We start from the raw sequence: 23,435 nt of genomic DNA on the forward strand, positions 1-23,435 counted from the left end.
AACGGTCGGTCAGCAGCGGCTCGGGGAACCACGGCCCGACGTACTCCTCCCTCCGGACGCGGGCCGAGCGCAGCACGTCGATCGAGATCCGGGTCACCACGGCCGACAGGAAGGACTTGGCCGAGGCGGGTCGCGCGGTGGACGACTCGTAACGCAGCCAGGTCTCCTGGACGGCGTCCTCGGCCTCGCTCACGCTGCCCAGGATCCGGTAGGCGATCGAGAACAGCAGCGGCCGCAACTCCTGGAACTCCTCGACCCGGCCCGTCCCGGCCCCTTCCGGCGCGGTCACCAGGGCACCGGGCCTTCCTCGCCGAAGAACCCGGCGGTCGGCCCGTCCGGGCCGAGCACGGCCAGGCGCACCACGACCGAGGCGCCCTGCTCGACCGTGAGGAACCCGGTGTGGTCGTTGCTGTCGGTGGCGACGAAACCGGGCGCGACGGCGTTGACGAGGATGCCGTCCTTCCGCAGCTCGTTGGCGTACTGCACGGTCAGCGCGGACAGGGCGCTCTTGGACGGCGCGTACGCCGCCGACGGCAGCAGTCCCGCCAGGGGGCCGTCCGGGTCGCTGCCGAGGGTCAGCGACGCGGCGTGGCTGCTGACGTTGACCACGCGCGCCGCCGGCGACCGCCGCAGCAGCGGCAGCATGGCGTTGGTCACCGCGATCACCCCGAACACGTTGGTCTCGAACACCGTCCGGACCATGTCCAGGTCGACGGTACTGGGGACCTGATCGTGGGCGTCCGCGGGCGAGACCTGCCCGGAGCCGGTGATGCCGGCGTTGTTGACCAGGACGTCGAGGCGGCCGAAGCGCTCCCCGATCCGCCGGGCGGCCTCCTGGACGGTGGCGGGGTCGGTGACGTCCAGGGCGACCGCGTGCGCGTCGCCGCCCGCCGCGCGCAGCGCCGCGGCGGCCTCCTCGCCGCGCCGCGGGTCCCTGGCGCCGACGAGGACCGTCGCGCCCAGCGCCGCGAGTCGCTCGGCGGTCCCGCGGCCGATCCCCTTGTTCGCGCCCGTGACCAGGGCGACCTTCCGGTGTGCGGCCCGCTCGTTCATGATCGGCTCCTTGCCGTGGGAGGGTGTGCTCGTCTCGGACTCCGTCGTCGAGACCCGAGACGAGACAGCCCCGCCTCCTGTGACATGCGAGCGGAAAGGGCGTCAGCGGCGCGGCTCCCAGCGGAAGAGCCGGGACGCGAGCGCGACGGCGACCACGACCCAGGCCAGCGTGGGCGCCAGCAGGAGCAGGGAGTCCGCCACGGGGACGCCGCCGTTCCAGGCGTTGACGACGAGCTCGGTGGCCGAGCCGCCGGGGAGCAGCCGCTTGAGCAGGGCGAGCTCCTCGGTGCCGCTGATCCCCACCCAGCTGGCCACGGCGATGGTGCCGAGGCTGACGGGCAGCGTGGTCACCTGGGCGTGCTCGGGGGAGTTGGTCAGCCCGGCCGTGGCCAGGCCCAGCCCGATCATCATGATCACTGTCGCGAGGATCGCCGCCGCCAGCAGCAGGAGGTCGGCCGGTCCGCCGGCGACCGCGCCCAGCACGGTCAGGAGCACGACCACCTGGACGAGCGAGATGGCGGTGACCGGGAGCAGCAGTCCGGTGAGGATGCCGGCGTCGCCCGCCGCGGTGGAGCGCAGCCGCTTGAGGAAGAGGTTCTGCCGGCGCGCGGCCAGCGTGGTCACCGCGGTGGCGTAGAGCCCGAACGCCCCGACGGTGAACACCAGCACCGCCGCGATATAGCCGAGGCTGCCCAGCTTCGCGAAGGATTCGTGCTGGCGGATGAAGAGCGCGCTGACGGCCACGGGCATGATGAGACTGGTGACCAGGACCAGCCGGTTCCGGAAGATCTGGATCAGCTCGCTGAGCGCGATGGAAAGCATGGGAAGTCCCTTCACTCGCTGCCGATGGAGCGGAAGACGTCGTCGAGGCGGGTCGGTCCGGCTTCGAGGTCCCGCGGCTCCACCGCGTGCTGCCGCGCCCAGTGGAGCAAGGTGTAGAGGTCCCTGGCCAGGTCGAAGGTCTCGACGAGGAACCTGCCGTCGCTTTCGAGCGTGGCCCGCAGCGGCAGCGCCGGCGGGTCGCCCGCGAGGGCGAAGCGGATGGTGGACGGGAGGGTCCGCGTCAGTTCGGAGACGGTCCCTTCCCGGTGGAAGGCGCCCTTGTGCATCAGCCCGATGCGGTCGGCCCGCTGCTGCGCCTCCTCCAGGTAGTGCGTGGTGAGGACGATGGTGGAGCCGTCCTCGCGGAGCTTGTCCACGGCGCCCCAGAGGTCGTCCCGGGACTGGATGTCCAGGCCGGTGGTGGGCTCGTCCAGGAAGATCAGCTCGGGCGCCCCGTACACGGCGGTGGCGAAGTCCAGGCGCCGCTTCTCGCCGCCGGACAGCTGGGACACCTTGGTGCCGGCCTTGCGGGTGAGGTCGATGATCCCGAGCACGCGCTCGGCCGTGTCCGCGCGCCCGCTGAGCTTCCCGATCAGCCGGACGGACTCCTTCACCGTCAGATCCGGTGAGAAGCCGCTCTCCTGCAGCATCACGCCCATCCTGGGCCGCACGGCGCGGCGGTCGCGCGGGTCATGCCCGAACACCCGCACGGTCCCCGAGGTGGCGGTGCGATGGCCTTCGATGATCTCCAGGGTCGAGGTCTTCCCCGCCCCGTTCGTGCCGAGCAGCGCGTAGAACTCCCCGCTCCGCACCTGGAAGGACACGTCCTTCACGGCGTGGAAGTCGCCGTACTTGAGGTTGAGACGTTCGACGTCGATGACTGGTGTGGAGGTCATGCACCGATTCCAGCCGCCGCCGCGCCCGCCGGGCAGTGGGACCGCGTCACCACTTGACCATGACGTTTCTCCGGGTGAAGGCATGACGCGGTGTCACTGTCGGCACCGCCGAACGCGAAGAATGCTGGGGTGGACTCTGCTGTGCTATCCCGGAGAGCCACGATGGACACCAGACCACTGCGCCTGCTGCTGACGGCCAACCTGGCCGTCTTCGTCCTGGTCTGCGTGGCGTTCCTCGTCCACTACCTTGGCCTGGGCCTCTTCCCCGGAGGGATGGAGTCGTGGCTGGAGGAGAACCAGTGGCTGATGTGGACGGCCACGGCCCTCACCGGGGCGAGCGCCTTGGCGCTGCCGCTGCTCAGCATGAAGACTCGGCGGTGACGCCGGAACGGGGGGCACGCATGACGTCCAAGCGCGAGGACGGGCCGTGGAGACGGCTGGACAGGCTGAACGTCACCTCGATGGTCGTGTCCGTCGCCCCCGTGGGGGCGCTGCTGGTGGTGACCGACTCCGAGACGTGGTGGCACGCCGTCATCCTGGGCCTGGGCCTGGGCGCGGCGCTGGTGGCCGCCGCGCGGTGGCGGGCGAAGGGCACCCCCCGCGTCGTGCTCTACTGCCTGATCGTCGCGGCCGCGGTGTGGGTCGCCGGAGCGCTCGTGGTGGGCGGCCACACGGCGTACTACGGCCTCTGCGTCGTGGGCTCCGTCTACGCCCCGAAGCTGCCGCGCCACCGCGGCGCGGCCGCCGCCGGGCTGGTCGCGTTCGTCGCCGCGGTGGGCGCGACAAGGCTGCTGGTGTCGTCGGAGGACGCGCCCGACGTCCTGATCTCCTACGTCCTCATCCCGACGGGCGTCACGGTGGTGGTGACCGGCTTCCTGTTCGCCGGCCAGGCGTTCTACGACCTCGTCGCGGAGCTGGACGAGTCGCGGGAACGCGAAGCCGAGCTCGCCGTCGCCCGGGAGCGCATCCGTTTCGCCAGCGATCTGCACGACATCCAGGGGCACACGCTGCACGTGGTGAAGCTGAAGACCTCGCTGGCCGAGAAGCTGCTGCGCAGCGACGTCGACCGGGCGGCCGAGGAGCTCCGGGAGGTGCGCGCCCTGGTCGGCGACACCATCACGCAGACCAAGGAGCTCGCCTACGCGCAGCGGCGGCTCAACCTCTCCGCGGAGCTGGAGAACGCGAAGAACCTCTTCGAGGCCGCGGGCATCCGCGTGCGCGTCGACCGCGACGCCGAGGTCGACGCGCGCGCCAACGAGCTGCTCGGCCAGGTCCTCCGGGAGACGACGACCAACATCCTGCGGCACGCGCAGGCCGAGCAGGTGCGCATCACCCTGTCCAGGTCGGGCATCGCCATCGTCAACGATGGCGTCCAGGAGGCCCCGCTCCCCGAGCTCAGGGGCCTGGCCACGCTCAGGGAACGGGTGGTGGGCGAAGGAGGAGAGCTGACGGTGGAGCAGAAGGACGGGCGTTTCCTGACGGCCGCGGCGTTCCCGCGGCTCCGTCCCGAGGCACGGGAGGGCCGATGACCAGCGTGGTGCTCGCCGACGACGAGGCCCTCCTCCGCAAGGCGCTGGCCGCGCTGCTCCCGCTCGAAGGCGAGATCACCGTGCTCGCCGAGGCGGAGGACGGTGCGGCGGCCGTCCGGGCCACGCTGGAGCACCGGCCCGACGTGCTCGTCATCGACCTGGAGATGCCCGGCGTGGACGGGCTCGGCGCCGTCGCGGAGATCCGCCGCGAGCGTCCGGACCAGGTGATCCTCATGCTGACCCGGCACGCCAGGCCCGGCGTGCTCCGCAAGGCACTGAAACTCGGCGTCCAGGGCTTCGTCAGCAAGTCCGCGGAACCGGCGCACATCACGTCGGTCATCAAGACCCTGCACGAGGGCAGGCGCTGGATCGACCCGGACGTGTCCGCGCTCGCCGTCGTCGACGACTGCCCGCTCACCGACCGCGAGATCGACGTGCTGCGGGAGACCGGCGAGGGCTACTCGGTCGCCGACATCGCCGCCCACCTGCACCTGGCCGAAGGCACGGTGCGCAACTACCTCTCCAACGCGATGCAGAAGACCCAGACCCGCACCCGCCACGAAGCGGCACGGTACGCGCGCGAACGCGACTGGCTGTAACCCTGGACCGAACGCGAGGGCGGCCGGTATGGGAGGGTTTGATGCGGCTGGATCATGGGAGGCGCGGTGGCACGGCGGGTGCGGGGTGTCGTCATCGTGATGGCCGCCGCTCTGCTGGTGTACCTCGTGATGCCCAACGGCCTGCTGTCCCGGCAGGCGGGCGAGACGCCGTCCACGGTGTCCTCGTCGGGCGGGACGTCCTCCGCCGGGGCGCTTGAGCGGCCCGGTCCCGAGGAGATGACCTCGGACGAGGTCACCATGCCGCCGCGCGACACGCTCCCGGACCTGTCTCCGGTCTTCGCCTGGGACGTCCCCTGGCTCGCGGCGCCCGCGTGGACGGTGCCGTCGGAGCGCGGGCCGCCCGGCGGACGGTCCGGAACCTGGAACCGGCTGGCCGTGCTCCAGCCGGCGCTCAGCCTCCTGCGCGTCCTTCGCTGCTGATCAGCACTCGTCGTGCGCCCGCCCGCGCCGCCGTCCCGGCGGCGCGGCGCCCTGGGCGCACCCGTGTCCCCCCACTACGACTTCCGAGGGTTGATCAGATCATGCAGTGTTCCGTTTCCTCCGGCCACGGCGGCCGGACGTGAACCCGGGAATCGTCGGCCAGGCCGCCGGCCTGTTCGCCGTCACCAACATCGACGACATCCTCATCCTGGCGCTGTTCTACGCCCAGGCCACCGGGCACCCCGGAGCGGGCCGCCGGGTGGTGATCGGCCAGTACCTCGGGTTCGCCGCGATCCTGGCCGTCGCCATCGCCGCCGCGTTCGGCGCGACGTTCCTGCCCGAGTCCGCCGTCCCCTACCTGGGGCTGCTGCCGCTGGCCCTCGGCCTGAAGGCGGCCTGGCAGGCGTGGAGGCACCGCGGCAAGGACGACGGCGAGCAGGAGCGGCGGGAAGGCGGACCGGGCGTCCTGGAGGTCGCCGCGGTCACCTTCGCCAACGGCGGCGACAACATCGGCGTGTACGTCCCGGTCTTCGCCACCGCCGGCACCGGCGGCATGGCGGTGTACGCCGCGGTGTTCCTCGTCCTGGTCGCCGTGTGGTGCGCGGCGGGACGGTTCTTCGCCACGCGCCCCCTCGTCGCCAGGGCGCTCAGCCGATGGGGCCACGTCCTGCTGCCGGTCGTCCTGATCGGCATCGGCCTGCTCATCCTCGTCGAGGGCGGCGCCTTCGGCCTCTGAACGGCGGTGTGATCGGCTGGTCTGCGACAATGCCCGTGCAGGGTGAGAGCGAGGTCGTGCATGGCATCCTCCCGGCGCGTGGGCGCCGAGACGTCCAAGACGAGGGATCTCCTGCTCAACTGCGTCGAGCGGTTGATGCTGGAGACGGGCTACGCCAGCGTGTCCTACCGCGCCGTGGCGGCCAGGGCGGGCGTGACCCCGGGGCTGGTCCAGTACTACTTCCCCACCCTGGACGAGCTGTTCGTCGCGGCGGTCCGGCGGCGGTCCGGGCAGAACCTGGAGAAGCTGGCCGAAGACCTGCGGACCCGTGCCGACCGACCGCTGCACGTCCTGTGGGAGTACAGCAAGGACGAGTCGGCGGCGGCGCTCACCACCGAGTTCCTGGCCCTGGGCAACCACCGCAAGTCGATCCGCGCGGAGATCGCCGAGTGGGCGGAGCGGCTGCGGCGGCTGCAGACCGAGGCGCTGGCCGAGGCGTCCCGCGAGCGGCCCGTCACGCTCGGGAACCTGTCACCGGGGACGCTGCTGTTCCTGGTGACGGGGATCCCGAAGCTGGTGCGGCTGGAGGAGGGCGTCGGCATCTCCTCCGAGCACGCCGGGGTGATGGCGGAGTTCGAGGAGTTCCTCGACTCAGTGGAGCCCTCCTGAGGACATCGTCATCCCCGGGCGATGATCGCGGGCATCGCGTCCCACCCCCGGACGGTCGTGGTGGGTGAGCGACGGGCGCCGGCCAGGTCGATCTCCCACTCGGGGAAGCGGTTCAGCACCTCGTCGAGGGCGACGCGTCCCTCCATGCGGGCCAGCGCCGCGCCCAGGCAGTAGTGGGCGCCGTGCCCGAACGTGACGTGCGTGCCGATGGCGCGGTGGATGTCGAAGCGGTCCGGGTCCTCGAAGCGGCGCTCGTCCCGGTTGGCGGAGGCGACCATGAGCAGCATCGCGGACCCGGCCGGGACCGTGGTGCCGTGGTAGCGGACGTCCTCGGCGACGTAGCGGGCCACGTGCGGTCCGGGCGGCTCGTAGCGCAGCAGCTCCTCGATCGCGTTCGGGATGAGGGAGCGGTCCTCGGCCAGCTCGCGGCGCTGGCCGGGGTGCTCGGCCAGCACCTTGCCCATCCAGCCGAACAGGCGCCCGGTGGTCTCCACCCCGGCTCCGGCGATCACCGCCAGGAAGGTGAGGATCTCGTCCTTGGACAGCCGGCGGACCGTGCCGTCCACGTCCTCGAACTCCAGGGCGAGCAGTTCGGTGATGAGGTCGTCGGAGGGGTTGCGCTCCCGCCAGGCGACGTAGTCGGCGTACATGTCGCCGTCGAAGTAGTGGTCCTTGTCGACCGGTAGCGGCTCGCCGGGCTGGTTGCGCAGGCTGCGCTGCGCGTGGTCGCGCACCTTGGGCTGCTCGGCGTCGGGGATGCCGACCAGCATGCCGATCGCGCGCATCGGCAGCTCGTTCCCGAGATCGGCCACGAAGTCGAACCGGTCGGAGCCGGTCAGCGGGTCCAGGCACGCGACGCAGAAGGCGCGCACCTTCTCCTCCACCATCCTCATCCGCCGGGGCGTGAAGGCTCGGGCGACCAGGGCGCGGTGGACGGTGTGCCGCGGCGGGTCCTCGTTGATGAACACGCCGGGCGGCATGACCGGATCGGCCTTGACGACCTCCAGGATGTCGCCCTTGGCCGAGCTGAGGCGCGCGACGTCCTTCAGGGCCGCGTCGACGTCGGCGAAGCGGCTCAGCCCCCAGAAGTCGTGGCGCTCGTTGTAGTACAGCGGCGCCTCGTCCCGCAGCCGCCGGTAGATCGGGTACGGATCGCGGTCGATCTCGACGTCGTAGGGGTCGTAATAGAGATCGCTCACTTCTCCTCCTCGAACGGTGCTGCACGATCGTATAGCATATGCTGTACGGTCGTATAGTCGAAGAAAGGAGGGCCCGTGGGAGAACGGTCGGATCGGGTGGCGGTGGTGACGGGCGGCGCGTCCGGGCTGGGGTTGTCGATCTGCGAGCGGCTCGCCCGGCGGGGCGGCCGCGTCGCGGTGCTCGACCTGGACGGGGACGCCGCCGCGCGCGCGGCGGACGGCCTTCGCGCGCGGGGCGGCGAGGCCGTCGCGGGCGAGGTCGACGTGTCCGACCGGGCCGCGGTCGACCGGGCCTTCGACGCGGTGCGCGCCGCGCTGGGGCCGATCGAGATCCTGGTCACCAGCGCGGGCGTGTCCGGGTTCGTGCCGTTCGACGAGGTCACGCCGGACGACTGGGCCCGCACCATCGCGGTGAACCTCACCGGGACCTTCCACTGCCTGCAGTCGGCGATCGGCGACATGGCGGCCGCGGGCTGGGGCCGGATCGTCACCATCTCGTCCGCCGCGGGGCAGACCGGCGTGCCCCGCCAGGCGCACTATTCGGCGTCCAAGGGCGGCGTCATCGCGCTCACCAAAACGGTGGCCCTCGAATACGCGAAGAAAGGGATCACGGCGAACACGATCCCGCCCTTCACGGCCGACACTCCGATGCTGCGGAACAACCAGGAGGCCGGAAGGCTGCCGGGCCCGGAGGCGCTCGCCCGGATGGTCCCGGCGGGACGGCTCGGCACCGGCGACGACATCGCGGCGGTGTGCGCGTTCCTGTGCTCGGACGAAGCCGGCTACGTCACCGGCCAGGTCATCGGCGTCAACGGAGGTGCGGTCACGTGAGCGGCAGATTCGATCTCGGCGGGCGGGTGGCCGTCATCACGGGCGGCGGCACCGGCATCGGCCGCGGCACGGCGCTGGTGCTCGCCGCGCACGGCGCCGACGTCGTCCTCGCGGGACGGCGCCCCGAGCCGCTGGAGTCCACCGCGCGGGAGATCGAGGCGCTCGGCCGCCGGGCGCTGGCCGTGCCGGCCGACGTGACCGACCCCGAGCAGTGCCGGCGGCTCGTCGGCACCGCCGTCGAGCGGATGGGGCGGCTCGACATCCTGGTCAACAACGCGGGCGGCGCGGAGACCAAGTCGCCCATGAAGTGGACCGACGACGAGTGGACCCGGGTCCTGGCCCTCAACCTCGGCAGCGTGTGGTTCCTGTCCCGGGCGGCCGCCGAGCCCATGATCGAGCAGGGCGGGGGCGCGATCGTGAACATCTCGTCCGGCGCGAGCCTGCTGGCCATGCCGCAGGCGGCCCCGTACGGCGCCGCGAAGGCGGGGGTGAACAACCTCACCGGTTCCCTGGCCGCGACCTGGACGCGCAAGGGCGTCCGGGTGAACACGATCGCCGTCGGTGCCGTGCGGGCGGCGACCCTGCTGGAGGAGGCCGAGCGGTACGGGCACGACCTCGACGCCATCGGCAAGACCAACGCCTCCGGCCGCCTCGGCGAACCCGAGGAGATCGGCTACGGGGTCCTGTTCTTCGCCTCCGACGCCTCCAGCTTCTGCTCCGGCCAGACCCTCTACATCCATGGCGGGCCCGGCCCCGCGGGAGTCTGACCGGACGGCCTCTAAGTGCCGGTCAGCTCGGCCACGACGGGGGCGAAGGCGTCGATCTGCTTCCTGGGCACGGTGACGTAGTTGACGCCCAGCGTCTCGCGGCGCTCCCGCAGCCGTTCGACGATCTCCCCGACGGAACCGACGAGGACGTTGGGATGGTCGCGCAGGGTCTCGGCCCGGACTTCGGGAACGGCGGTGCGCAGGCGGGCCGCCCACCGCTCCAGGGCCTCGCCGGCGTCGCCGGTCACCTCCAGGACGTAGGGCGAGCTCTCCAGCTCCAGTGCCGCGAACCGCTCCCCCGCGGCGTCGCGGACCAGGCGGGACCGCCGTAGCGCCTCCTGCGGCGGGGTGAGACCGGCGTCGTTGACCGGGGTCCACGGGACGTTGGCGAGGCTGACGATGTCGGCCTCCCTGGCCGCGAGCGACAGCACCCTCTTCCGGGAGCCACCGATCATGATCGGCGGGTGGGGGCGCTGCACCGGGAGCGGGAGGCCGGAGTAGCCGCCGACCTTGACGTGGGCGCCGTCCTGGTCGATCGGCTCACCGGTCGAGTGCGCCTTGATGAGGGCGACCACCTCCTCGAGCTTGGAGACCCGGCGCGGAGCGTCCTCGAAGGCGAGGCCCATGGCCGCGTACTCGCCGCCGTTCGTGCCCGCCCCGAGGCCGAGTTCGAGGCGGCCGCCGGAGAGCAGGTCGATCGTCGCGGCCTCCTTCGCCAGCGCCGCGGGCACGTGGTAGTCGACGCAGAAGACGCGGCAGCCCACGCGAAGCGTGGACGTCCACGCCGCCGCCGCGGCCATCGCCGCGATCGGGGCCAGGTGCTGCGGCCGCAGGAACGTGCGGTCGCTCACGGGGCCGGGCCCGATGTAGTGGTCGGCGAGGAACAGCGTGGAATAGCCGAGCTCCTCGACCTTGCGGACGAGATCCCGCCACTGCCCCGCCGACGTGGCCGTCGTCGTCTGAACCCCGAAACGGAACGGTCGCATCCCGGTCGCCTCCTACTCGCAGACGTAGCCGCCGTCGACCGGGAGCGCCACCCCGGTGACGAACGACGATTCGTCACCGGCGAGGAACAGCGCCGCCGCGGCCAGTTCGGTGGGCAGGCCCCACCGGCCCATCGGCTGCGGCGGGGCGAAACCATCGGCGGGCGGGGGCGCCCCGTCCTTCGCCGCCGGGACCAGAGCGGTCCAGGTCATGCCGGGGCAGAGGGCGTTGACGCGGACGCCCTGGTCGGCGAAGTCCAGAGCGGTCGCCTTGGTCATCTGGACGACACCGCCCTTGGAGGCGCCGTAGAGCGCGTTCTTCCTCCAGCCGACCAGCCCGGCCGCCGAGGCGGTGTTGATGACCGACCCGCCGCCGGTGCGGAGCATGGCCGCGATCCCGTACTTCATGCCAAGGAACACGCTCCTGAGGTTGACGTCGAGAACGCGGTCGTAGTCCTCCTCGTCCTGCTCGGTGATCGGCCGCTTGGGGCCGCCGATCCCGGCGTTGTTGAACAGGACGTCCAGCCTCCCGAAGCGCCGCTCGGCCGTGGCGATCGCGTTCCGGACGTCGGCGGAGACGCTCACGTCCGCGTGCACCGCGACCGCCGCGTCCCCGATGCCGGCGGCCGTCCGCTCCTGTTCGCCGCTGACGTCCGCGCAGACGACCCTCGCCCCCTCCCGCGCGAACAGTTCGGCGCTCGCCCGTCCGATGCCCGAACCGGCGCCGGTGATCACCGCGACCTTGCCGGCCAGCCGTCCCCCGCTCATTCCGCCGCCCCGCCTGCGAGGTCGCGGAGGAGGTCGCGGGTGCGGCGGCTGGAGGCGGCGCGGTCGGGCCCGACGGGGACGATGTTGACCCAGATGTCGGTCGCGCCCGCGTCCAGGAGCGACTGGAGCTGCTTGCGCACGGACGTCTCGTCCCCGACGAGGGCCGCCTCGGCCGGGGAGCGGGCACCGCCGATGTCCATGATGCGCTGGTAGTTGGGCATCCCGGCGTACGCACCGGCGGTCGCGGCGACCGCCTCCCGGGCCTGTGCCTCATCGTCGTGGACGGCCACGGGCAGCCCTGCGACGATGCGGGGCGCCGGACGCCCGGCGGCGGACGCGGCGGCGTGGATCCGGGGCGCGATGTGCTCCTCGATCGCCTTGACGGGAGCCATCCACAGGATCGTGCCGTCGGCGTACTGGCCCGCGACGCGCAGCATCCGCGGCGACAGCGCCGACAGCAGCACGGGGACGGGGTGGGCGACGGGCGCCATCCGGCCGGCGCTGCGCGTCGACCAGTCCTCGCCCTGGAAGTCCACGTCCTCGCCGCGCAGGAGGCCGGTGAGGATCCGGATGTACTCCTCGGTGCTGCGGCCGGGGTGGTCGTAGGACATGCCGTACACGTCCCGGACCATCGGCTCGTGGGAGGGGCCGATGCCGATGGTGAGCCCGGGGCGGCCCATCGTGGCGGCGGCGGAGGCGGTGCGGTTGGCCTGCAGCAGCGGATGGCAGGGGTAGGTCTGCAGGACGGCGGTGCCGAGCTCGATCGCCGAGGTCTCCCGTCCCGCGAGGGCCATGGGGGTCAGCGGGTCGCCGGTGACGATGCTGGCGTACCAGAGCGAGGCGAAGCCGTCCGCCTCGGCCCGCTTCGCCTGCTGGACGATCTTGTCGGGGGTGGCGGCGCCGCCGGTCAGGCCGATGCGCATGCGATGTCCTTCGTCGTGAGGTGGGGGCGGGCTAGCGGACGCTCTCCGACCAGCGAGCGGGAGGGGGCGTCTCCTGGAGCAGCGGACGCCGGTAGGAGAGGTCGTCCCGGTCCCGCGTCCCCTTCAGGTAGCCCTGCTCGGTGAAGAACGGCGACTTCAGCACGGAGGCGTCCGCGGTGAACATGGCCTCGACGGTGGAGCGGCGCAGCGCGATCCGCCACCGCCCGTCGCGCCGTTCGAGACGGTCGAGGTAGCGCCCGTTGATCACCTGGGCGGTCCGCCCGTCCCGGCCGAGCAGGACGACCATCGAGTAGCTCTCGCAGTGGGCGACGTCGCCGTCGATCTCGCAGGACTGCGTCGTGATGTTGTGCAGGTGCGCCTGCGAGGTCGCCGCGTGCGTCGGATTGACCCAGGCGGCGTAGTCGGCGCCGGAGTTGAGCGTGAAGCCGTGCTCGTCGGTGCCGTCCGAATGGTACGCGCTGCCGATCAGCTCCTCGTCGTGGCGGTCGCAGCCGCGCGCGTGGCGGGCGACGCAGTCGAGGATCTCGGCGCGGTCCTTGAGGTACCGCACGTCATCGCGCAGCGCCTCGAACTCCTCGTCGGTCATCTCAGGCCACCGCCTCTTCGCCCACGAGCGTGGTCCGGTGCATCAGCCGCAGGGACGTCGGCTCGAACGGCATCGCGCGGTGCAGCATCCCGGTGTTGTCCCAGATGACCAGGTCGCCGCGCCGCCAGCGGTGGCGCAGCACGAACCGCGGCTGGGTCGCCCATTCCGTCAGCCGGTCGAGCAGCGCCCGGCCCTCCTCGGGCGGGCGCCCGACGACCTCGCCCGCGGTGGCGCCCACGAGCAGCGACCTGCGGCCGTTCTGGCGCGTCCACACGAGCGGATGGACCTTGGGCGAGACGCGCTCCCAGACGGCACGCTCCCGTTCCGACGCCTCCGGATTGGCGCGCAGCTGCGCGGCGGCGAAGCTGTGCACCACGCGCAGGCCGTCGAGCTCCGCCTTCTCCTTCTCGGGCAGCGCCTGGTAGGCGAGGAAGGTGTTGGCGAACTCGGTGTCGCCCCCGGCCGGGTCGACCTCCCGGGCCGTGAGCAGCGTGGCCTGCTGCGGGACGTCGATGGTGGCACCGTCGATGTGCCAGTGGAAGTTGCCCCTCCGCACCGCGGCGAGCGCGGCGTTCGTCTTCGCCGGATCCAGCGTGATCGTGTCGATCTCGGGATGCCGGTGCTCGCTGGTCTTGGCCACCACCGGCTCCCCCAGCAGCCGGGTGAAGGCGACCAGGTCGTCGTCGCCGATGCCGAGCTCGCGATAGATCACGACCCCGTGCTCGTCCAGCGCCGCCCGGCACTCGTCCGCGGCCCGCCGATCGACCAGCCGCCCGCCGGACGCACCCGTGATCTCGACACCGAACGGCTCCAGCCCGGTGAACGCGACGGCCATCACGCACCTCCCATGTACAGCAGCGGGCCTTAGGCGTTCGCCTAAGACTTTCTTAGGCATATGCCTAACACCGGCGGATCGTGCGGGTCAAGGCCCCGCTACAGTGGCCGGGTGCTCGACACCGGCAGATCCGAGGCGACATGAGCGAGTCCGCGCCGGCCAGGGAGTCCACGACCCGGGCCGCGCTGATCGACGCGGCGACCCGGCTGATGCTGGAGGACGGGTACGCGGCGGTCACCACCCGCAAGGTCGCCGCGAGGGCGGACGTCAACCAGGCCCTGGTGTACTACCACTTCGGCACGATGGACGAGCTCTTCCTGGCCGTCTTCCGGCGCGGCGCCGAGGCCAGCCTCAAACGGCTGGAGGACGCGGCGCGCTCCGACGACCCGCTGCGCACGCTGTGGCAGGTCAGCAGCGAACCCCAGGGCAGCGCCCTGACCATCGAGTTCATCGCCCTGGCCAACCACCGGCAGGCCATCCGCACCGAGCTGGCCGACTACACCCGCAGATTCCGGCGGAAGCAGCGAGAGATCATCGAACAGGTCAGCGACGCCCAGGACCCCGGTACCCCGACCCCCGCCGCGGCGACCGTCGTGATCGCCGCACTGGCCCGCATCCTGTCCATGGACGGCATGCTCGGCATCACCGACGGCCACGACGAGGTACTGGCCCTCATCGAGGACCGCCTGACGCGTTGGCCGCCCCATGAAGCCCCGTCCCCGGCCTTGCAGGCGGCACCTGAGGAATCGGCGCCACTGGCGAGGCGGCGATGCGAGCAGTGAACCGCTCGCATCGCCGCCGGCGACGTTCTTCGGTTACCTGAACGCTTCGCGGCAGCCGGTGATGGCGTGCTGAACGTGCACGCCCGCCTTCACCAGCAGATTCCGGCAGGCCGCCCCGCGGTTCGAGCCGTTGGCCGCACGAAACGCTGTCGGCCCTGCGGCCGTTCGCCTTCTGGAACCCGGCCGACCGCATACTCCAGGCCCGCTACCCGATTCCCCTCGACGTCCACCTCGGCGGCCGGGGTCTGCGGCTGATCCCCTCATGGTTCTGCTCGGCGGCACCCGTCGTCCTCGCCGACCCGTCCCTGCCCCCCCGTGATGGTCTACCCGTTGCCCCACAGGCCGCCGCCGCGCGCCGGCCCCAACGCGCTGGCCGAACTCCTCGGCCCCACCCGCGCCAGAATCCTCGCCACCATCACGGTCGCCACCCCCACCGCCACCCTCCAGCGCGAGACCGGCATGGCGCCCTAAGGGCCCACGGCCAGGCCGACCGCGTGACGCATGGCCTCGCGCGCTCGAGGCACGGCCGACGGATCCTCCAGCAGCTGAATCTCCTGGTTGAGCGCCATGGACAGGCCGATCAGGGTCGTGGCGACCTCGTCCGGTGGACGGTGCCGCCCCGGCGACTCGGCCTGGGCGGCGGCGATCTCCGTGGCCAGCCGCCGCCGCCATGACGTGACGATCTCCCGCAACCGATCGCGCAGCGGACCCGGACGCCCGTCGAGTTCGGACGACGCGGCCGTGACGAAGCAGCCGCCGGGGAACGGGCAGTCGGCCAGATAGTCCACCCATCGGTCGATCAGCTGCTCAAGTCGTCCCGGCCCCGGGGGCAGACCTTCCAACGGTTCGGTGACCGCCGCGCGGAAGACCTGACCGGCCTGCTCGAGCGCGGCCGCGAGCAACTGCTCCCGCGATCCGAACGGACCGACCAGGCCCGCCTTGCTCATGCCGAGCCGCCGCGCGAGTGAGCCGACAGTCAGCCCTTCCAGCCCCAGGCGCGAGGCGTCCTCCACCGCGGCCCGCACGATCCGCTCCCGCGTCCGGGCCGCTTCGACGGTCGAGTGGCGAGGAGACATGCCCACCACTATAGCGAACGCTCGTACGCTATATTTTTGGCGTACGAGCGTTCGCTATATCGCCACTCGAACGGAACCCGACATGACCGACCTGCTCCGGCCGGACGCCACGGCCCTGGCCCTGATCGGCCACGACGTGGCGCTGATCCCCGATGCCGCGATGGCGAACCCGACACCGTGCGAGGGCTGGACGGTGACGGATCTGCTCCACCACATGAACGAGCGGCACGAGGCCGTCGCCCGGACCGTGCTGCCGCCCCTGGAAGACAGCGGCGACCCGCGCGACGACTTCCCCCGCATCACCGCACGCTGGGTCGCCGCCCTCGAACAGACCGGCGAGACCGTGAACCTGCCGTGGAGAGGGCCGATTTCGACCGAATGGGTACTCGGCGTCCACCTCGTCGACATGCTGGTCCACCGCTGGGACCTGGCCCGTGCGCTACAGACCGCACCCGCCGTCCCAGACCGGTTGACCCAGATCGCATTGCCCCTCGCCCGAGCCAACACCGCGCCCGGCAGCCCTCTCAACCAGCCCGGCGGCGCCTACCACCCACCTCTCGCCGAGGACCCGTCCCGTCCCACGATGGACACCATCGTCGCCCTCCTGGGCCGTGACCCCCGCTGGTCTCCACCGGCGTGACACGCCGGCCGACCCCGCGCCCGGTGACCGGCCGCCGCTCACTCCTTGGCGGCGTCCGCGCCCGCGTAGACGAGGTGCACCACGCCGGTGGCCTCGAACGTCGTCGAGGACACCAGCTTCAGAGGCACGGTCGCGCCGTCGGTGAAGAGTTTCGCGCCGTGTCCGACGACGATCGGGTGCACGAGCAGGTGCAGCTCGTCGACCAGGCCCTGTTCGAGCATCCAGCGCACCAGGGCGGCGCTACCGGTGGTGCCGAGCCGGGTGCCGGCCTTGAGCCTGGTCAGCTCCGCCGCGACGTCGCCGCTGATCAGCGTGGAGTTCTCCCAGGCCGCCTCGGTCAGCGTGTTCGACACGACGTACTTGCGCGCGCTGTTCATGGCCTTGGTCATCGGGTCGGCGGGGTCGGCGTCCGGCCAGTAGGAGGCGAACCCGTCGTAGGTGTTCCGGCCGAGGAGGGTCGCCTCCGCCTCGATCATCAGCTCGGCGACGACGGCGCCCATCTGGTCGTCGAAGTAGGGGAAGTGCCATGCCTCCGGCGACTCGATCACGCCGTCGAGAGAGATGAAGAGGCTGGACTTGATGAATCCCATCGGGATGCTCCTTTGATCGCGTCCGGGACGGGCGCCCCTGGACGGGTACCGTCAATCACAGGTCGAACGACGCCCCCATAGATCGACGCGCCCGCACAGATTTTCTAATCGCCGGCCGCACGCCGGGACGGAGCTGATCTTGACGGGCGCTCGGTGATCGGGTGTCATGGCGCGGACACGGATGGGGTCGAGCCGGGACGGGTGGCGTTGGGTGGACACTGCTCCTGACCATGCGTCGCGGGACGTCACCGGCGCCGAGGAGACAGAGCCGCGCACGGCGCCCGGGCTTCCGTTGGAGGAGGTGACCGACCCGTTCTCGCTGGGGGTCCGCCCGGCGATCGGTGCATCGGCCCCTGACCTGCCCGACCTTCCGGTGTACGTGCCGCGCGAGCATGACGTGCGGCTGGGCGAGGTCGTCGCGCGGGCCGCCGAGGGGACCAGCCAGGTCGCGGTACTGGTGGGCGGACCGTCGACCGGCAAGACCCGCGCCTGCTGGCAGGCCCTCGACCTGCTCCGCGAGCGGGCCGAGCCATGGCGGTTGTGGCAGCCTGCCGATCTCACCCGTCCGGGCGACATCGCGCCGTACACGGTGGTGTGGCTGGACGAGGCCCAGCTCTACCTGACTCCCGACAAGCTGGGGGAGAAGGTCGCCGCAGGGCTCCGGAACCTGCTGAGCGAGCCGGGACAGGGCCCGGTGCTGGTGATGGCCACCCTGCGGCCGGCCCACTGGGACGCTCTGACCGGCCGCGACGAACCCGATGTGCACGTCCAGGCCCGCGAACTGCTGGACGCGCATGCCATAACGGTGCCCGAAGCCTTCAGCGGCACCGACCTGAACGCCCTTGCCGCCCAAGCCGTTGACGATCCGCGGCTGGGCCGGGCCGCCGAGCACGCCGACGAGAAGCAGATCACGCAATACCTGGCGGGCATGGGGGTGCTGAGGGAGCGCTACGCCCGCGCCCCACGCGCGACCCGTGCGCTGATCTGGGCGGCGATGGACGCTCGTCGGCTGGGCTGCGGGCCGGACCTGCCGCTGAGGCTCCTGGCCGACGCCGCCCCCGGCTACCTGACCGAGTCCCAGCGGACGCAGACCGGCGACGACTGGCTGCGGCAGGCCCTGGACTACGCCGCCGCCCCGTGCGACGGCATCACCGGCATCCTCACCCCGGTCACGACCACAGATCCCCACGCGGCGGGGCCGCTGTACCGGCTGGCCGACCACCTCGACCAGCACGGTCGCCGCCACCGCACCGGGCAGATCCCTCCGGCCGCTTTCTGGGACGCGGCCGCCGCCCACGCCCAACCGGCCGACCTGACCAGCCTCGGCAACGCCACCCGGGACCGAGGGCTTTACCGTGTCGCCGCCCAACTCCACAAAATCGCGACCACCTACGGCGACGCCGAAGCCGCCGCCGCCCTCGTCCTCAACCTGCACGCCCTGCACCCTGCCGACCAGCGTCCCGCCCAGCACGCCGCCGCCCACGCCGCCCTCGACGACCCGTTCGCCGTCGCGAAGCTGCTGGACAGCCTGCGGGAAGCCGGAGCCCGCGGCCAAGCCGCCGAACTGGCCGGACGGGCCGCGGCCCACGCGGCCCCCCGTGACCCTTACGCCGTGGCGGTGCTGCTGGACAGCCTGCGCAAGGCCGGGGCCGACGACCAGATCGATGTACTGCTGGCGGCCTGTGCCCCCGCCACCCACGTCGCCCTTGACGACCCGCTCGCCGTGGCGTGGCTGATCAAAAGCCTCCTGAGGGCCGGGGCCGATGACCACATCAGACCACTGGCCCAGCGAGTCGCCACGCACGTGGCCCTGCACGAGCCGCACCACGTGTCGGCACTGCTGTACGGCCTGCGCATGGCGGGAGCGGACGGTCCGGCCGCCGAGCTGGCCCGGCGAGCCGCCACCCACGCCGACCTCGACGACCCGTACGACGTGCAGGTCATGCTCGACACCCTGCGAGAGGCCGAGGCGGACGGTCCGGTCGCAGTGCTGGCCGAACGCGCCGCCACCCACGCCGACCTCGACAAGCCTGACCAGGTGGCATGGCTGCTGAGCACCCTTCGCCAAACCGGTGCCGACGGTCCAGCCGCCGAACTGGCCGGACGCGCCGCCACCCACACGGCCCTCAACGATCTGCGTGCCGTGGCGACGCTGCTGGACACCCTGTGCAAGGCCGGGGCGGACGGTCCGGCCGCCGAACTGGCCCAGCGAGCCGCCACCCACGCGAACCTCGACAACCCATATGGCGTGCAGGTATTGCTGGGCTCTCTGCAGCAGGCCAGGGCGGACGGCGCAGCCGCCGTACTGGCCGAGCGCGCCGCCACGCACGTCGCCCTCGACGACCCGAGCGCCGTGGCGACCTTGCTGGACGCCCTTCAGAAAGCCGAAGCGGACCGCCAGGCCGCCGCGCTGGCCGAACGGGCGGCCGCCCACGTCGCCCTCGACGACCCGCGTGCCGTAGCGACCATGCTGGACGCCCTGCAGAGGGCCGGGGCAGACCGCCAGGCCGCCGCGCTGGCTGAGCGCGCCGCCGCCCACACAGCTCTCGACAAGCCTGACCAGGTGGCACGGCTGCTGAACACCCTTTGCCAAACCGGAGCCGACGGCCCGGCCGCTCTCCTGGCCGAACGCGCCGCCACCCACACCGCCCTCGACAATCCGAGGAACGTGGCGAAACTGCTGGACTGCCTGTGCAAGGCCGGAGCCGACGGCCTGGCCGCACTCCTGGCCGAACGCGCCGCCACCCACACCGCCCTCGACAATCCGAGGAACGTGGCGAAACTGCTGGACTGCCTGTGCAAGGCCGGAGCCGACGGCCTGGCCGCACTCCTGGCCGAACGCGCCGCCACCGGCGCCGCCCTTGACGACCCGAGTGGCGTGGCGGCGTTGCTGGACAGCCTGCGGAAGGCCGGGGCGGACGGGCCGGTCGCCGTCCTGGCCGAACGTGCCGCCCGCATCACTCCCGACAAGCCAGAGGATGCAAGGTGGCTGCTGGACAGCCTTCGGAAGGCCGGGACGGACCGCCAGGTCGCCGCGCTGGCCGAGCGAGCCGCCGCTCACACTGCCCTCGGCAACGCCTACAGCGTGGCGGACCTGCTGAACGGTCTGCGGGAGGCCGGGGCGGACGACGATGCGGCTGCGTTGGCCGGGCGAGCCGCCTCGCACGTCTGCCTTGACGGCTCATTCGAGGTCGCGAAGCTGCTGAGCGTCCTGCGGGGCGACCAGGTCGCCGTGCTGGCCGAGCGAGCCGCCGCCCACGGGCACCCGGCCGCCGTAGCGGAGCTGCTGGCCGTCCTGCGGGACGCCGGGGCACATGGCCCCGCTGCCGCACTGGTCGAACGGTTGCCCGCCGCCGGCAGGTTCGATCTGTTCATGGACATCGGTGACCACCAGGACCGCTTCCGATTCGGCCGGGAACCGGACACGACCGCCACTGCTCCCTGGACGTGGGAAGACCTGGAGTGACCAGGGCAGACCGCTGTCACCGCGATCCCCGGCGGCGGCCGTGGTCAGTTCAGGTTGCCCTCCATGCCGCTGTACAGTTCGGTGGCTTCGCAGAAGGCGACGCCGAGGTGCTCGGCCACGCCCATCGCCTCGTCGATCTTCTGCGCGTCGAAGGGCTCGCAGTCCAGCCGGAGCCGGTGGCGGTTCAGGTGCGCGCGGGCGCCGGCGACGTCGGACGCGGGGACCAGGCCGCCGACCATGTAGTTGGAGTCGATGGTGTGGGACGGCGCCGGCCAGTCCAGCCCTGGGAACTCCTCGCGCAGCAGCCCGGTCAGCGCGACCGAGGAGGTGAAGCCCTCATCGGCGATGCCGGCGTCGCCGTACAGGCGGGTGGGCCAGGTGTAGCCCCGCGACATCCAGCCCGGCAGCAGGGCGGCGGCGAAGTCGAGGAGGTTGTAGGGCACCTCGCGGGCCAGCAGGTCGGCCGCGTCGAACTCCCTGCCGTCGGGGTGGCGGACGGTCCGTTCCCCGGCCCGCAGGGCGAGGGCGGCGCCGCGCAGGATCCGCATCGCCGCGGAGAGACTGTCGGCGAGGGCCGCGTCGTCGGGCAGTCGTCCGCCCTGGTCGGGTTCGATCCGCCCGGCCAGGGCGGGGTCGAGCCGGTTGAGCATCTCCGCCGCGAGATCGTCCACCTGGTCGCTGGGCGTGGCCAGGTAACGCTGGACGTCCTCCGCGACCCGCTCGGCCCCGTCCGCGACGATGAAGAACGGACGCCCCCACACGTGCAGATCGGATTCGAAACCGGCGGGCTCGAACTTGAGGGCGCCGAGCGCCCACGCCTTGGCGCGGAAGCGGGTCTTGCGCAGGGCGACGGCGCCGGCGATCAGGTCGTCGATGGCGTCGTCCTGCCCGTGACCGGCGAGGTACGGCAGCAGCCGGTTCTCGATCAGCGACAGGTCGACGGGATGGAAGCTCGTGTCGAAACCCATGCCCGGCCACGTTAGTCCACACCTCCGACACACAGACGGGCTTCGCCGTCCCGCACGGTGACCGGTCGTCAGGTTGGGAACATGGTGCACAGAGATGTGGAACCGATCGCGGTCGACGCCGTCCACGGTGAGGTGGCCGGGGCGGGTGCGCCGGTCGTGCTCACCCACGATGGGCTGCTGCACAGCGAGTCCTGGGACGCGCAGTTCGGCGTGTTCGCGGCCGGCCATCGGGTGGCGCGGTGGGATCGGCGCGGCTACGGACGCTCACCTCGGCCGACCGAGCCGTTCTCCAGCGTCGATGACCTCGCGGCCGTCGTCCGTGCGGTGTCCGACGCTCCGGCGGTGCTCGTCGGCTCCTCGATCGGCGGCCTCTTCACGGTGCGGTGCGCGCTCGACCATCCGGGAACCGTCGCCGCGTTGGTGCTGGTCGGACCGACCGTCACCGGCCTGCCGCTCAGCGAGCACTTCCTCACCCGAGGCGGCCGCGAGGTTCCCACGCCCGACACCTCGGACGCCGAGCAGATCGCCTACTGGAGCGGGAAGGACCCGTGGTTCACCGCGCCCGGCAGCACCGCCGCGCGGGAACGGCTGCGTGCGCTGCTGGCCGCCAACCCGCAGAACCTGCGTCCACCGATGGACCTGGAACGGGACCTGGCGCGGCCCGTGCTCCCGCGACTCGGCGAGATAGCCGTGCCGACGCTGATCGTGGTCGGTGAGCTGGACGTCCCGGACGTGCACGCGCACAGCGGAGCCGTCGAGGCGGCCATCCCCGGCGCCGAGCGCGTCGTCCTGCCGGGCAGCGGGCACGCACCGTACCTGGAGGTCCCCGAGGCGTTCAACCGGGTCGTCCTCGGCTTCCTCGCCGAGGTGAAGCGCCCCGGCTGACCACCGGCGCCCGGCACGGGGAGCGATCTCGGTCTCCTTCCGGAACGACCGCTGAGGGCGCTCGGACGAGGCCCTCAGCGGTGGCCGCCGGTCAGCGTCGCTGCAGTGCCTCGTTCAGGACGCGGCCCTGGACGCCCGAGGGAGGGGCGATGCCCAGCAGGGCGGCCATGGTCGGAGCCACGTCCACGTGGCGCGGACGGTGCGGGGCCCGTCCCGGCTTCACCCCGGCGCCCGCGAGCACGAGGGGAATCCGGAGGTCGTTGGTGGTGCCGTGCGCGCCCGCCGGGGTCGTGCGGGAGGCGCCCAGCGTCCATCCGGGTTCCGGCTCGACGACCAGTTCGCCGTAGTTGGGGCTCATCCGCATGCGGCGCTGGTCGTCCTTGGCGTAGACGGACCGGATGTGCGGGACGGCGCGGAGCGCCGCGGCGATGCGCCGCTCCGCCACCGGGTCCCCGGCGGCCTTCCCGACCAGGTGCAGGCTCCCGACGCCGCCCACCACGATCACCGCGTCGGTGCCGGCCGCGGGCCGCTGCCCCGAGGCGAGGTACTCGGCCTTGTACCCGGCCTTGGCGATCGCCTCGACGACCTGGGTGTCCAGGCCGTTCATGAACGTGGTCATCCCGTGGTCGCCCGTGATGACGAAGGCGGTGCGGCCGTAGACGCCCGCGTCCTTGGTGGCCTGGACGAGCCGTCCGATCTGCTCGTCGATCATCTGCAGCGCGCCGGGGATCCGCGGGTCGCGGTCACCGCCGGAATGGCCGATGGCGTCCAAGGTGTCGCAGTAGACGGCGGTCAGGTCCGGGATCTTCGGGGCGGTGACCGGCGCGCCGCCGCTGGAGACCGGCCTGCCCTCCAGGACGGCGACCGCGTCGTCCACACGCCTGGAGCACTCGCCGCCCGGCTGGGTGTAGATCCCCTCGGGGTCCCCGTAGGCGGTCCCGTAGTTCTGCAGGATGAACCACTGCGCGGACATCACCGTCCCGCCCTGGTCCCGCACGGCCTGCGCGATCGTGGGGACGGCCAGTTCCCGCTGCTGCCCGCGCGCCGTCCCGGACGCCGCGTCGTACCAGTACGCGGTGTTGCGATGCCGCTCCGGCCATGCGCCCGTGGCCACCGACGACCACGACGGGTTGGTGATGGAGGTCATCACGCCCGTCGAGGTCGTCAGGCTGCCGCGCCGCAGGAGCCGCTCGAGGTTCGGCATCGGGGCGTCCCCGACGTAGTCGATGTCGAAGCCGTCGAGTCCGAGGAACACGACATGGTCCGCCCGCGGTGCCGGGGCGGCGGAGGCGGGGGCGGTCAACCCGGAGCACAGCCCGGCCAGGAGCGCGGCACCGGCACCGGCCGCAACGGTGCGAAGTGCGCGAACACGAAGTTTCATGCCGCCAGCC

The 23,435-nt window shown here is 72.2% G+C and carries 26 protein-coding genes and 1 pseudogene; 13 read left to right on the plus strand and 14 right to left on the minus strand.

Annotation, left to right across the window (positions count from 1 at the left end):
* Window positions 1-3 precede the first annotated feature (3 nt).
* The 4 genes and pseudogenes from ACZ466_RS16655 to ACZ466_RS16670 all read right to left on the minus strand — a co-directional run.
* A pseudogene (locus ACZ466_RS16655) lies at window positions 4-289 on the minus strand (sigma factor); the annotation flags it as partial.
* Entirely contained in the window at window positions 286-1,053 is a 768-nt protein-coding gene (locus ACZ466_RS16660; RefSeq protein WP_378289418.1) for an SDR family NAD(P)-dependent oxidoreductase, read from the minus strand. The pseudogene ACZ466_RS16655 and the gene ACZ466_RS16660, both read right to left, overlap by 4 nt.
* Before the next feature lie 102 nt (window positions 1,054-1,155).
* A complete protein-coding gene (locus ACZ466_RS16665; protein ID WP_378289416.1) occupies window positions 1,156-1,875 on the minus strand; it encodes an ABC transporter permease in 720 nt (239 codons plus the stop codon).
* A gap of 11 nt (window positions 1,876-1,886) precedes the next feature.
* Window positions 1,887-2,771: an ABC transporter ATP-binding protein gene (locus ACZ466_RS16670; RefSeq protein ID WP_378289414.1), complete on the minus strand. Its 885-nt coding sequence runs from the start codon at window positions 2,769-2,771 to the stop codon at window positions 1,887-1,889.
* 162 nt (window positions 2,772-2,933) lie between these two features.
* Here ACZ466_RS16670 and ACZ466_RS16675 point away from each other — a divergent pair, with 162 nt between their 5' ends.
* The 6 genes from ACZ466_RS16675 to ACZ466_RS16700 all read left to right on the plus strand — a co-directional run bounded on the left by ACZ466_RS16675 (window position 2,934) and on the right by ACZ466_RS16700 (window position 6,724).
* Complete coding sequence (locus ACZ466_RS16675) at window positions 2,934-3,152, plus strand: hypothetical protein (RefSeq protein WP_378289412.1); 219 nt, start codon at window positions 2,934-2,936, stop codon at window positions 3,150-3,152.
* Window positions 3,153-3,172: 20 nt separating this feature from the next.
* Complete coding sequence (locus tag ACZ466_RS16680) at window positions 3,173-4,300, plus strand: sensor histidine kinase (RefSeq protein WP_378289410.1); 1,128 nt, start codon at window positions 3,173-3,175, stop codon at window positions 4,298-4,300.
* Window positions 4,297-4,899, plus strand: a complete 603-nt coding sequence (locus ACZ466_RS16685; RefSeq protein WP_378289408.1) for a response regulator transcription factor — start codon at window positions 4,297-4,299, stop codon at window positions 4,897-4,899. The genes ACZ466_RS16680 and ACZ466_RS16685 overlap by 4 nt, the downstream gene beginning before the upstream one ends.
* Window positions 4,900-4,965: 66 nt before the next feature.
* Window positions 4,966-5,340 (plus strand): hypothetical protein, encoded by a 375-nt coding sequence (locus ACZ466_RS16690; protein ID WP_378289406.1) that lies wholly within the window; start codon window positions 4,966-4,968, stop codon window positions 5,338-5,340.
* Between the two features lie 139 nt (window positions 5,341-5,479).
* Window positions 5,480-6,076: a cadmium resistance transporter gene (locus ACZ466_RS16695; RefSeq protein WP_378289404.1), complete on the plus strand. Its 597-nt coding sequence runs from the start codon at window positions 5,480-5,482 to the stop codon at window positions 6,074-6,076.
* A gap of 60 nt (window positions 6,077-6,136) precedes the next feature.
* Window positions 6,137-6,724, plus strand: coding sequence for a TetR/AcrR family transcriptional regulator (locus tag ACZ466_RS16700; protein WP_464043846.1), 588 nt, complete (start codon window positions 6,137-6,139; stop codon window positions 6,722-6,724).
* An 8-nt stretch (window positions 6,725-6,732) separates the two neighbouring features.
* Here the strand turns inward: ACZ466_RS16700 and ACZ466_RS16705 are convergent, their stop codons facing one another.
* A complete protein-coding gene (locus tag ACZ466_RS16705; RefSeq protein ID WP_378289400.1) occupies window positions 6,733-7,923 on the minus strand; it encodes a cytochrome P450 in 1,191 nt (396 codons plus the stop codon).
* 75 nt (window positions 7,924-7,998) lie between these two features.
* Between ACZ466_RS16705 and ACZ466_RS16710 the strand changes: the two genes are divergently transcribed.
* Together ACZ466_RS16710 and ACZ466_RS16715 are read left to right on the plus strand one after the other, a co-directional pair.
* On the plus strand, window positions 7,999-8,754 hold the full coding sequence (locus ACZ466_RS16710) for an SDR family NAD(P)-dependent oxidoreductase (protein WP_378289398.1): 756 nt from the start codon (window positions 7,999-8,001) through the stop codon (window positions 8,752-8,754).
* Window positions 8,751-9,521, plus strand: a complete 771-nt coding sequence (locus ACZ466_RS16715; RefSeq protein WP_378289396.1) for an SDR family NAD(P)-dependent oxidoreductase — start codon at window positions 8,751-8,753, stop codon at window positions 9,519-9,521. Before ACZ466_RS16710 ends, ACZ466_RS16715 begins: the two co-directional genes overlap by 4 nt.
* Window positions 9,522-9,532: 11 nt before the next feature.
* Here the strand turns inward: ACZ466_RS16715 and ACZ466_RS16720 are convergent, their stop codons facing one another.
* From ACZ466_RS16720 to ACZ466_RS16740, 5 genes are read right to left on the minus strand one after another with little or no spacing between them, the layout of a single operon-like run.
* On the minus strand, window positions 9,533-10,507 hold the full coding sequence (locus tag ACZ466_RS16720; protein WP_378289394.1) for a TIGR03621 family F420-dependent LLM class oxidoreductase: 975 nt from the start codon (window positions 10,505-10,507) through the stop codon (window positions 9,533-9,535).
* 12 nt (window positions 10,508-10,519) lie between these two features.
* Window positions 10,520-11,272, minus strand: coding sequence for an SDR family NAD(P)-dependent oxidoreductase (locus ACZ466_RS16725; protein ID WP_378289392.1), 753 nt, complete (start codon window positions 11,270-11,272; stop codon window positions 10,520-10,522).
* On the minus strand, window positions 11,269-12,195 hold the full coding sequence (locus tag ACZ466_RS16730; RefSeq protein ID WP_378289390.1) for a TIGR03564 family F420-dependent LLM class oxidoreductase: 927 nt from the start codon (window positions 12,193-12,195) through the stop codon (window positions 11,269-11,271). Before ACZ466_RS16730 ends, ACZ466_RS16725 begins: the two co-directional genes overlap by 4 nt.
* Window positions 12,196-12,226: 31 nt before the next feature.
* Window positions 12,227-12,802 (minus strand): nuclear transport factor 2 family protein, encoded by a 576-nt coding sequence (locus tag ACZ466_RS16735; protein WP_378289388.1) that lies wholly within the window; start codon window positions 12,800-12,802, stop codon window positions 12,227-12,229.
* 1 nt (window position 12,803) lies between these two features.
* Entirely contained in the window at window positions 12,804-13,637 is an 834-nt protein-coding gene (locus ACZ466_RS16740) for a TauD/TfdA dioxygenase family protein (protein ID WP_378289386.1), read from the minus strand.
* 140 nt (window positions 13,638-13,777) lie between these two features.
* Between ACZ466_RS16740 and ACZ466_RS16745 the strand changes: the two genes are divergently transcribed.
* Together ACZ466_RS16745 and ACZ466_RS16750 are read left to right on the plus strand one after the other, a co-directional pair.
* A complete protein-coding gene (locus ACZ466_RS16745; protein ID WP_464043852.1) occupies window positions 13,778-14,419 on the plus strand; it encodes a TetR/AcrR family transcriptional regulator in 642 nt (213 codons plus the stop codon).
* Between the two features lie 330 nt (window positions 14,420-14,749).
* Window positions 14,750-14,890 (plus strand): hypothetical protein, encoded by a 141-nt coding sequence (locus ACZ466_RS16750; RefSeq protein WP_378289382.1) that lies wholly within the window; start codon window positions 14,750-14,752, stop codon window positions 14,888-14,890.
* On the opposite strand, the gene ACZ466_RS16755 is transcribed toward ACZ466_RS16750, so the two are convergent.
* Window positions 14,887-15,495, minus strand: coding sequence for a TetR family transcriptional regulator C-terminal domain-containing protein (locus ACZ466_RS16755; protein ID WP_378289380.1), 609 nt, complete (start codon window positions 15,493-15,495; stop codon window positions 14,887-14,889). The genes ACZ466_RS16750 and ACZ466_RS16755 overlap by 4 nt on opposite strands.
* 82 nt (window positions 15,496-15,577) lie before the next feature.
* Here ACZ466_RS16755 and ACZ466_RS16760 point away from each other — a divergent pair, with 82 nt between their 5' ends.
* On the plus strand, window positions 15,578-16,135 hold the full coding sequence (locus tag ACZ466_RS16760) for a maleylpyruvate isomerase family mycothiol-dependent enzyme (protein WP_378289378.1): 558 nt from the start codon (window positions 15,578-15,580) through the stop codon (window positions 16,133-16,135).
* 38 nt (window positions 16,136-16,173) lie between these two features.
* On the opposite strand, the gene ACZ466_RS16765 is transcribed toward ACZ466_RS16760, so the two are convergent.
* On the minus strand, window positions 16,174-16,725 hold the full coding sequence (locus ACZ466_RS16765; RefSeq protein ID WP_378289376.1) for a dihydrofolate reductase family protein: 552 nt from the start codon (window positions 16,723-16,725) through the stop codon (window positions 16,174-16,176).
* A 211-nt stretch (window positions 16,726-16,936) separates the two neighbouring features.
* Here ACZ466_RS16765 and ACZ466_RS16770 point away from each other — a divergent pair, with 211 nt between their 5' ends.
* Entirely contained in the window at window positions 16,937-20,191 is a 3,255-nt protein-coding gene (locus tag ACZ466_RS16770; RefSeq protein ID WP_464043855.1) for a hypothetical protein, read from the plus strand.
* A 44-nt stretch (window positions 20,192-20,235) separates the two neighbouring features.
* Here ACZ466_RS16770 and ACZ466_RS16775 read toward each other — a convergent pair whose 3' ends face one another.
* The gene (locus ACZ466_RS16775; protein ID WP_378289370.1) at window positions 20,236-21,159 is read right to left on the minus strand and encodes a hypothetical protein; all 924 of its coding nucleotides are present in this window, start codon (window positions 21,157-21,159) and stop codon (window positions 20,236-20,238) included.
* 81 nt (window positions 21,160-21,240) lie between these two features.
* Between ACZ466_RS16775 and ACZ466_RS16780 the strand changes: the two genes are divergently transcribed.
* Window positions 21,241-22,044: an alpha/beta fold hydrolase gene (locus ACZ466_RS16780; RefSeq protein ID WP_378289368.1), complete on the plus strand. Its 804-nt coding sequence runs from the start codon at window positions 21,241-21,243 to the stop codon at window positions 22,042-22,044.
* Window positions 22,045-22,135: 91 nt separating this feature from the next.
* Here the strand turns inward: ACZ466_RS16780 and ACZ466_RS16785 are convergent, their stop codons facing one another.
* Complete coding sequence (locus ACZ466_RS16785; protein WP_378289366.1) at window positions 22,136-23,425, minus strand: alkaline phosphatase family protein; 1,290 nt, start codon at window positions 23,423-23,425, stop codon at window positions 22,136-22,138.
* Between the last annotated feature and the right edge of the window lie 10 nt (window positions 23,426-23,435).

The sequence above is a fragment of the Actinomadura rugatobispora genome, assembly GCF_055379765.1.

What these genes read in the sequence shown, in the direction of transcription:
- ACZ466_RS16660 (WP_378289418.1), bottom strand. Translation starts at nt 1,053, where the DNA reads ATGAACGAGCGGGCCGCACACCGGAAGGTCGCCCTGGTCACGGGCGCG.
- ACZ466_RS16665 (WP_378289416.1), bottom strand. Translation starts at nt 1,875, where the DNA reads ATGCTTTCCATCGCGCTCAGCGAGCTGATCCAGATCTTCCGGAACCGG.
- ACZ466_RS16670 (WP_378289414.1), bottom strand. Translation starts at nt 2,771, where the DNA reads ATGACCTCCACACCAGTCATCGACGTCGAACGTCTCAACCTCAAGTAC.
- ACZ466_RS16675 (WP_378289412.1), top strand. Translation starts at nt 2,934, where the DNA reads ATGGACACCAGACCACTGCGCCTGCTGCTGACGGCCAACCTGGCCGTC.
- ACZ466_RS16680 (WP_378289410.1), top strand. Translation starts at nt 3,173, where the DNA reads ATGACGTCCAAGCGCGAGGACGGGCCGTGGAGACGGCTGGACAGGCTG.
- ACZ466_RS16685 (WP_378289408.1), top strand. Translation starts at nt 4,297, where the DNA reads ATGACCAGCGTGGTGCTCGCCGACGACGAGGCCCTCCTCCGCAAGGCG.
- ACZ466_RS16700 (WP_464043846.1), top strand. Translation starts at nt 6,137, where the DNA reads ATGGCATCCTCCCGGCGCGTGGGCGCCGAGACGTCCAAGACGAGGGAT.
- ACZ466_RS16720 (WP_378289394.1), bottom strand. Translation starts at nt 10,507, where the DNA reads ATGCGACCGTTCCGTTTCGGGGTTCAGACGACGACGGCCACGTCGGCG.
- ACZ466_RS16725 (WP_378289392.1), bottom strand. Translation starts at nt 11,272, where the DNA reads ATGAGCGGGGGACGGCTGGCCGGCAAGGTCGCGGTGATCACCGGCGCC.
- ACZ466_RS16730 (WP_378289390.1), bottom strand. Translation starts at nt 12,195, where the DNA reads ATGCGCATCGGCCTGACCGGCGGCGCCGCCACCCCCGACAAGATCGTC.
- ACZ466_RS16735 (WP_378289388.1), bottom strand. Translation starts at nt 12,802, where the DNA reads ATGACCGACGAGGAGTTCGAGGCGCTGCGCGATGACGTGCGGTACCTC.
- ACZ466_RS16740 (WP_378289386.1), bottom strand. Translation starts at nt 13,637, where the DNA reads ATGGCCGTCGCGTTCACCGGGCTGGAGCCGTTCGGTGTCGAGATCACG.
- ACZ466_RS16745 (WP_464043852.1), top strand. Translation starts at nt 13,778, where the DNA reads ATGAGCGAGTCCGCGCCGGCCAGGGAGTCCACGACCCGGGCCGCGCTG.
- ACZ466_RS16755 (WP_378289380.1), bottom strand. Translation starts at nt 15,495, where the DNA reads ATGTCTCCTCGCCACTCGACCGTCGAAGCGGCCCGGACGCGGGAGCGG.
- ACZ466_RS16760 (WP_378289378.1), top strand. Translation starts at nt 15,578, where the DNA reads ATGACCGACCTGCTCCGGCCGGACGCCACGGCCCTGGCCCTGATCGGC.
- ACZ466_RS16765 (WP_378289376.1), bottom strand. Translation starts at nt 16,725, where the DNA reads ATGGGATTCATCAAGTCCAGCCTCTTCATCTCTCTCGACGGCGTGATC.
- ACZ466_RS16775 (WP_378289370.1), bottom strand. Translation starts at nt 21,159, where the DNA reads ATGGGTTTCGACACGAGCTTCCATCCCGTCGACCTGTCGCTGATCGAG.
- ACZ466_RS16780 (WP_378289368.1), top strand. Translation starts at nt 21,241, where the DNA reads ATGGTGCACAGAGATGTGGAACCGATCGCGGTCGACGCCGTCCACGGT.
- ACZ466_RS16785 (WP_378289366.1), bottom strand. Translation starts at nt 23,425, where the DNA reads ATGAAACTTCGTGTTCGCGCACTTCGCACCGTTGCGGCCGGTGCCGGT.